General features: G+C 69.4%; 7 protein-coding genes. 3 read left to right on the top strand and 4 right to left on the bottom strand.

Translation table 11 applies throughout. The annotated features are described in order from the left end of the window. The 4 genes from K340_RS0119830 to K340_RS36750 form a co-directional block, all read right to left on the bottom strand. Positions 1 to 470, bottom strand: a 470-nt coding sequence (locus K340_RS0119830) for an aldehyde dehydrogenase family protein (RefSeq protein WP_029137985.1), incomplete at its 3' end; no start/stop codon positions are given. A 156-nt stretch (positions 471 to 626) separates the two neighbouring features. After that, the gene (locus K340_RS0119825; RefSeq protein ID WP_051266956.1) at positions 627 to 1394 is read right to left on the bottom strand and encodes an amino acid ABC transporter ATP-binding protein; all 768 of its coding nucleotides are present in this window, start codon (positions 1392 to 1394) and stop codon (positions 627 to 629) included. After that, the gene (locus K340_RS0119820) at positions 1391 to 2254 is read right to left on the bottom strand and encodes an amino acid ABC transporter permease (RefSeq protein WP_029137983.1); all 864 of its coding nucleotides are present in this window, start codon (positions 2252 to 2254) and stop codon (positions 1391 to 1393) included. The genes K340_RS0119825 and K340_RS0119820 overlap by 4 nt, the downstream gene beginning before the upstream one ends. Before the next feature lie 30 nt (positions 2255 to 2284). Beyond that, positions 2285 to 3355 (bottom strand): ABC transporter substrate-binding protein, encoded by a 1071-nt coding sequence (locus K340_RS36750; RefSeq protein ID WP_084614682.1) that lies wholly within the window; start codon positions 3353 to 3355, stop codon positions 2285 to 2287. Positions 3356 to 3558: 203 nt separating this feature from the next. Between K340_RS36750 and K340_RS31735 the strand changes: the two genes are divergently transcribed. The 3 genes from K340_RS31735 to K340_RS0119800 all read left to right on the top strand — a co-directional run bounded on the left by K340_RS31735 (position 3559) and on the right by K340_RS0119800 (position 6592). Further along, on the top strand, positions 3559 to 4881 hold the full coding sequence (locus K340_RS31735) for an AI-2E family transporter (protein WP_051266954.1): 1323 nt from the start codon (positions 3559 to 3561) through the stop codon (positions 4879 to 4881). 134 nt (positions 4882 to 5015) lie between these two features. After that, on the top strand, positions 5016 to 5705 hold the full coding sequence (locus K340_RS0119805; protein WP_029137982.1) for an HAD-IA family hydrolase: 690 nt from the start codon (positions 5016 to 5018) through the stop codon (positions 5703 to 5705). Beyond that, on the top strand, positions 5702 to 6592 hold the full coding sequence (locus K340_RS0119800) for an SDR family NAD(P)-dependent oxidoreductase (RefSeq protein WP_029137981.1): 891 nt from the start codon (positions 5702 to 5704) through the stop codon (positions 6590 to 6592). The genes K340_RS0119805 and K340_RS0119800 overlap by 4 nt, the downstream gene beginning before the upstream one ends. Positions 6593 to 6595: the final 3 nt, after the last annotated feature.

The following is a 6595-nucleotide window of genomic DNA, read 5'->3' as shown; positions in this document are numbered from 1 at the left end:
GGGTAGTTCCACGGCGTCACCTGCCCGACGACGCCGATCGGCTCCCGCCGGATCCAGGAGGTGAAGCCGCTCAGGTACTCGGCCGACGCCCGCCCCTCGAGCACCCGGGCGGCGCCGGCGAAGAAGCGCAGCTGGTCGACACTCGGTGGCAGTTCCTCGGACGCCGTCAGCCCCAGGGGTTTTCCGGTGTTCTCGCTCTCGACCGCGACGAACTCGTCGGCCCGCCTCTCCAGCGCGTCGGCGATCCTGAGCAGCGCCAGTTGCCGTTCGGACGGGGTGGTGCGCCCCCAGCTCTCGAAGGCCGCCTCCGCGGCGGCGTAGGCCCTGTCCAGGTCGGCCTGCCCGGACAGTGCCGCGGTGGCATAGGCCTCGCCGGTCGACGGGTTCACCACCTCGGACGTCGCGCCCTCGACCGCATCGACGTACTCGCCACCGATGAAGTTGCGCAGGGTTGGTAGGTGCTCGCTCACTCGCCTCTCCAAAGGTTTCGCTGAGCTGTTCGAGCCCACGGTAACTTGTGGCGGTCCTGCTCGCAACCGATAACGTTGCTTGACTTCAAAATCCATACGCAAATAGTCGCATCAGCCTTCGCTGGCCATCGAAACAGTGACGAAGCGCGATGCGCCTCAGAACGACATCCGCCGCAGGAACTTCTGGGTGCGTGGGTCCGACGGGTGGTCCATCACCTGGGACGGCGGCCCGGCCTCGGCGATCGAACCGTCGGCCAGGAACACCACCTGGTCGGCCACCTCCCGGGCGAAGGCCATCTCGTGGGTGGCCACCAGCATGGTGGTGCCGTCGTGCTTGAGGTCGGTCAGTAGGGTCAGCACCTCGCCGACCAGTTCCGGGTCGAGGGCCGAGGTCACCTCGTCGAACAGCATCAACAGCGGCTTGTTCACCAAGGCCCTGGCGATCGCCACCCGCTGTTGCTGGCCGCCGGACAGATCATCCGGCCTGGCCTTCGCCTTGTCCGCCAACCCGACCCGGTCCAGCATCTCCCGCGCCTGCCGCTCGGCGGTGCCGCGGTCGATGCCGTGCACCCGCCGCGGCGCCAGGGTGATGTTGTCCAGCACGCTCATGTGCGGGAACAGGTTGAAGGCCTGAAAGACGATGCCGACCTGCGCGCGGACCGTGTCGGCGTCCACCCGCGGGTCGGTGATGTCGTTGCCCTGCAACAGGATCGTTCCGTCGTCCACCTGTTCCAACAGGTTGATGCAGCGCAGCAGCGTCGACTTGCCGGAGCCGGAGGCGCCGATCAGCACCAGGCACTGGTGTTCGGGTACCGACAGCGTGAGATCCCGCAGGATCACCTGATCGCCGTAAGCCTTGCGCAGCCCGTCGATCTGCAGCAGTCCGCCGCCACCGGCGGCCGGCTGCTTGCCGAGGTTCGTCATACCGTTCCCCCGGCGCCGGTCCAGCCCTGCCGCCTGGCCACCCAGTCGGTGAGCCGGGTGAGCGGAATGGTGATGATCACGAACAGCACCCCGGCCACCACGTAGGGCGTGTAGTTGTAGGTCTGCGAGGTCTCGATCTTGGCGTTCAGCACGGCGTCGTAGACCACGCCGAGCACCGAGATCAGTCCGGTGTCCTTCATCAGCGAGACCAGGTCGTTCAGCAGCGGCGGCAGTACCCGACGGACCGCCTGTGGCACCACCACGAACCGCATCGTCTTGCCGTGGTTGAGCCCGAGCGAGCGGGCCGCCGCCCGCTGCGACGGGTGCACCGACTCGATCCCGGCCCGCAGCACCTCGGAGACGTACGCGCCGTAGGTGAGTACCAGCGCCACGCAGCCCCAGAACAGGCCCGATTTGGGCAGCCAGTCCAGCCGCAACGACGGCATGCCGAAACCGAGCAGGAACAGCACCAGGATCAGCGGCAGCCCGCGGAACAGGTCGGTGTAGGCGATGGCCAGGGCGCGCAACGGGAACCAGGCCGGCCCGCGCAGCGATCGCAGCAGTGCCACCACCAGCGCGACGATCAGGATGGCGATCTCGCAGATCACCATCAGCCGGATGTTCAGCCACAGGCCGGATGCGATGTCCGGCAACACCTCCCAGCCGTAGCTCAGGTCCAGGAAGGTGGACCGGAAACGCGGCCAGCCGGGGGTGTTCACCACCACCAGCACCACGACCGCGACCACCACGACCGTCGAGACCGAGGCGATCAGCACCGATCGACGGGTGCGCCGCCGGCGGTACGACTCCCGGTCCAGTTGGACCTTCGAGGCCACCCAGCCGTCGTCGGTATCGCTCACCGGGCCGCCCGCCCCTCGCTCATCAGGGCGCTACTTGAGTTCGGGCGCGACGTCCTTGCCGCCGAGCCATTCGTCGGTCAGCTTCTGCAAGGTCCCGTCGGCACGCAGCGCGTCGACGGCCTTGGTCGCGCACTCGGTGAGCGGCGAACCCTTGGCCAGCAACAGCCCGAACTGTTCCTTCTCACTGGCGGTGCCGGGCAGCTGGCCGACCATCACGCCGTCCTTGAGCTGGGCGCCCACCATGTAGAAGCCGGTCGGCAGATCGACGACCAGGCCGTCGATCTGGCCGTTCTGCAGAGCCTGGGCGGCCAACGCGTTGTCGTCGAAGACGTTCGGCTTGTTGGTCGGCTTGATCACGTCGTTGACGGCGGTCAGGCTGGTGGTGCCGTTCATCGCGCCGAGCTTGGCGTCCTTGAGCTCGGCGATCGTGGTGGCCTTCTCGATGCTGCTGCCCTTGACGGTGATCACCACCTGGCTCACGTCGTAGTAGCCGGAGGAGAAGTCGACCTGTTTCTTGCGGGTGTCGTCGATGGAGAACTGGTTGATGTCGAAGTCCCAGCCGTCCTGCTTGACGATCGCCTCGTCGAATCCGACCCGCGTCCAGGTGACCTGGTCCTTGCTGAAACCGAGCTGGTCGGCCACCGCGTATGCGACGGCGGACTCGAACCCCTTGCCGTTGGACGGATCGTTGTCGACCATCCACGGCTCGTAGACCGGCTCGGAGGTGGCGATGGTCAGCACGTTCGGCGTGGTGGTCTTCAACTGGTCGGGCACGCAGGCGCCGCCGACCGCGCCGGACGCCGAGCCCGACGATTCCGCGGTTGACGATGCCGGGGCTGACGATTCGGCGGCCGACGACTCCGGGGCTGACGACTCCGCGCCCGACGTGCCCACGGCCGAGGACGCCGCCGAGGTCTCGGCGGCGCTGGTGTCGGCGGCGCTGGTCTCGGCCGCGGACGTGTCGGCCGCGCTGGTGCCGCCGGAACCGGCGGTCGAATCGGAGCCGCAGGCAACAGCGCCGAGCAGCAGGGCGCCGCTCAGGCCGGCGGCGAGCGCAGCCCGTCGCAGCACGGTCGATGCACGGGTCGGATACAGGGCCATCGGAACCTCCACGATCGGGCAGTCGCAGGACGTCGGCGGTGATCGGTGAGCTCGGCCGATCGACGAGTCCCGTCGCTCGATGAACTCTGCCGGCCGGCGCCGTGCAGGACATCTGGAGCATACGGAGCATCCGGGGGAAACCTGCACGCGGCGGTGTGCGCTGCGGCACCGTTCCGCAGGTCCGGCTGTGTCACGATCGTCCGGTGGACGAACCCGACCCGAAGACCGGGCGCACCAGCCGCGACCTGGTTCCCGGCAACCCGGGTGCCGACCCCCTGCCCTGGCCGGCTGCCGACTCGGATCCGGCCGATCGGGCCACCGACCAGGCGGTGATGGACGAGCTGCGGGCCGTCGAGACAACCGGTAAACGCAGCAGCCTGCGGGACACGATCGGTCTGCTGGTCACCAAGCTGACCGCCGCCGAGCGGGAGATGCGCAGCGCCGACGAGGCCGCGGCGGCGGGCCGGCTGGCCGGATCCGCGGTCGGGGGCGAGGGCGAGAAGCGGGTGTTCTCCGCGTTCAAGGCCGGCTTCTTCGGTGGCGTCGGCTTGCTGCTGGCCTACATGGCCTACCTGTCGCTGGACACCATCCGCTCGACGCTGATCGTGATCGCGGTGGCCGCATTGCTGGCCATCGGGCTGAACCCGGCGGTCGGCTGGCTGGTCCGGCGCGGCCTGCGCCGCGGCGCCGCCGTGGCGACCGTCTTTCTGGTCCTGGTCGCTGCGATCGCCGGAGCGGTGTACGCCATCGTGCCGCCGATCGTCACCCAGCTCACGGCGTTCATCGGCAACCTGCCGAGCATCCTGAGCAACCTGCTGGACAACCCGACGATCAAGAACCTGGACGCGAAGTTCGGCATCATCAAACAGCTCCAGGACTCCGACATCGTCAAGAACGTCGGATCCGGCGCGGCCAGCGGGATCCTCAGCGGAGCCGCGACGGTGGCCGGCATCGTTTTCGACCTGTTCGTGGTGTTGATCCTGACGCTGTACTTCCTGGCCGGCTTTCCGCAGATCAAGGCGGCCTGTTACCGGCTGGCCCCGGCATCGCAGCGGGTGCGGGTCACCGATCTCGGCGACAAGATCCTCAAGCAGATGGGCGGCTATCTGTCCGGCGCCACCATCATCGCCATCCAGGCCGGGCTGGTGGCCGGCCTGTTCTCGGCGATCGTCGGGTTGCCGTACCCCTGGGCGATCGCGCTGGGCGCTGCGGTGTTGGATTTCGTGCCGGTGGTCGGCCCGATCATCGTCGGGGTCTCGATCGCGCTGATCGGCTTCACCCAGTCGCTGACGATCGGCATCGTTGCCGCTGCGTTCTACCTGTGCCAGCACCTGTTCGAGGCATATGTCCTGTACCCCAGGGTGATGCGCCGCACGGTACACATCAGTTCCGGGGCGGTGATCGTGGCGATCCTGGTCGGCGGCGCGTTGCTCGGGGTGACCGGCGCGCTGCTGGCGGTGCCGGTCGCGGCCGGTGTCCAGCTGATCGTCCGGGAAGTCGTGATGCCGATCCAGGAAGGTCGCTAGGACGCGACCGGGTAGGACGCGACCGCGAACGGTCCCGGCGCCATCAGCACAATGGGGGGCATGAGCGAGCATGCGAGCGAATCATCGGTGCTGAATGACGTGAACCCGCGAGCGCGAGCGAGCGGGGAGACGTCATGAGCCCTGCCCCGTCCGGTCTCGCCGGACTGTCCGAACGTGTCTTCCAGGCCGTGGTCTTCGACAACGACGGCACGTTGATCGATTCCACGCCGGCGGTCGATCGCTCGTGGGCGCGCTGGGCGGCGGAACGGGACATCCCGCAACACCGGTTGTCGGGATTCCACGGCGTGCCGGCACTGGCCATCGCCACCGCGCTGGTACCGGAACACCAACTCTCGGACGCGATCGCCAGAATCCACGAGCTGGAGCTGGCCGACCTCGACGATGTGCTGCCGTTGCCCGGCGCCGCTGCGGCGCTCGCCGCCCTCGGTGACCGCTGTGCCATCGCCACCTCGGCCACCAGAGCCCTTGCGCTGCTGCGACTTCGCGCCGCCGGCCTGCAGCCTCCCGCGGTACTGGTGACGGTCGACGACGTGCGCAACGGCAAGCCCGATCCGGAGCCGTACCTGCTGGCGGCCAGTCGGCTCGGGGTCGATCCGGCCCGGTGCCTGGTGGTCGAGGACGCGCCGAGCGGCATCGCCGCCGCGGCGGCGGCGGGCTGCACGACGATCGCGGTGACCACGACCACCCCGGCTGCGGAGCTGGCCGCCGATGCGGTGATCGATACCCTGGCGCAGCTGCGCTGGATCGTCACCGACGGCGGCATCCGGGTCGCGCCAGCCGACCAGGAGAGCAGCGGTCGATGACGGCGGGGGGATTGCCGCGTCGGGCGGTGGTGACCGGGGCGAACACCGGACTCGGGCTGGCGACCAGCACGGCGCTGGCCGCTGCCGGCTGGTCGGTGACGCTGGCGGTCCGCTCCCCGGCGAAGGGCCACGCCGCGGCCGCCGGTATCCGGGCGCAGGTGCCCGGCGCCGATCTACAGGTCCGCCGGATCGACCTGGCCGACCTGGGGTCGGTGCGGTCGTTCGCCGACGAATGGCGGGGTCCGCTCGCGGTGCTGGTGAACAACGCCGGGGTGATGCTGGCGCCGGAGCGCGAACTGACGCCGGCCGGGCTGGAGCAGCAGATCGGCGTCAATCATTTCGGCCACTACCTGTTGACCGCGCGGCTGCTGCCGGCGCTGGCCGAGGGGGCCGGCCGGGTGGTGTCGGTGTCCTCGATCGCCCATCGGGCCGTCCGCCGACTCGACCGGAAGCTGAATCTTGCCGGCAGGTACACCCCGATGGGCGCCTACGGGCAGTCGAAGCTGGCCGTGCTGATGTTCGCGCTGGAACTGGACCGGCGGTTGCTGGCCGCCCACAGCCCGGTGACATCCGTTGCGGCGCACCCCGGTTGGTCGGCGACCGAGACGCTCTCACCGGGCGATCGCGGCGATACCCCGGGTCCGCTGGTCTGGTTGGCCCGGCGGGTCAGCCAACTGCTCGGCTCGTCGGCGGCGCACGGCGCGCGGTCGCAGGTGCTGGCGGCGACCGCGCCGCGGCTGCCCGGTGGCAGCTACTACGGACCGCGCTTCGGGTTGTACGGCCGGCCACACCGCGCCGCGCCGTCCCGGGCGGCGCGCAACGCCGATGACGCCCGGTGGCTGTTCGACACCTCCGCCGAGATCACCGGCGAGACGATCCGGGACTGACTG

This window comes from Nakamurella lactea DSM 19367, from assembly GCF_000426645.1.
Classification (GTDB): Bacteria; Actinomycetota; Actinomycetes; order Mycobacteriales; family Nakamurellaceae; genus Nakamurella; species Nakamurella lactea.
The sequence above is the reverse complement of the archived record's forward strand: the minus strand, read 5'-3'. Positions and strand labels throughout refer to the sequence as shown.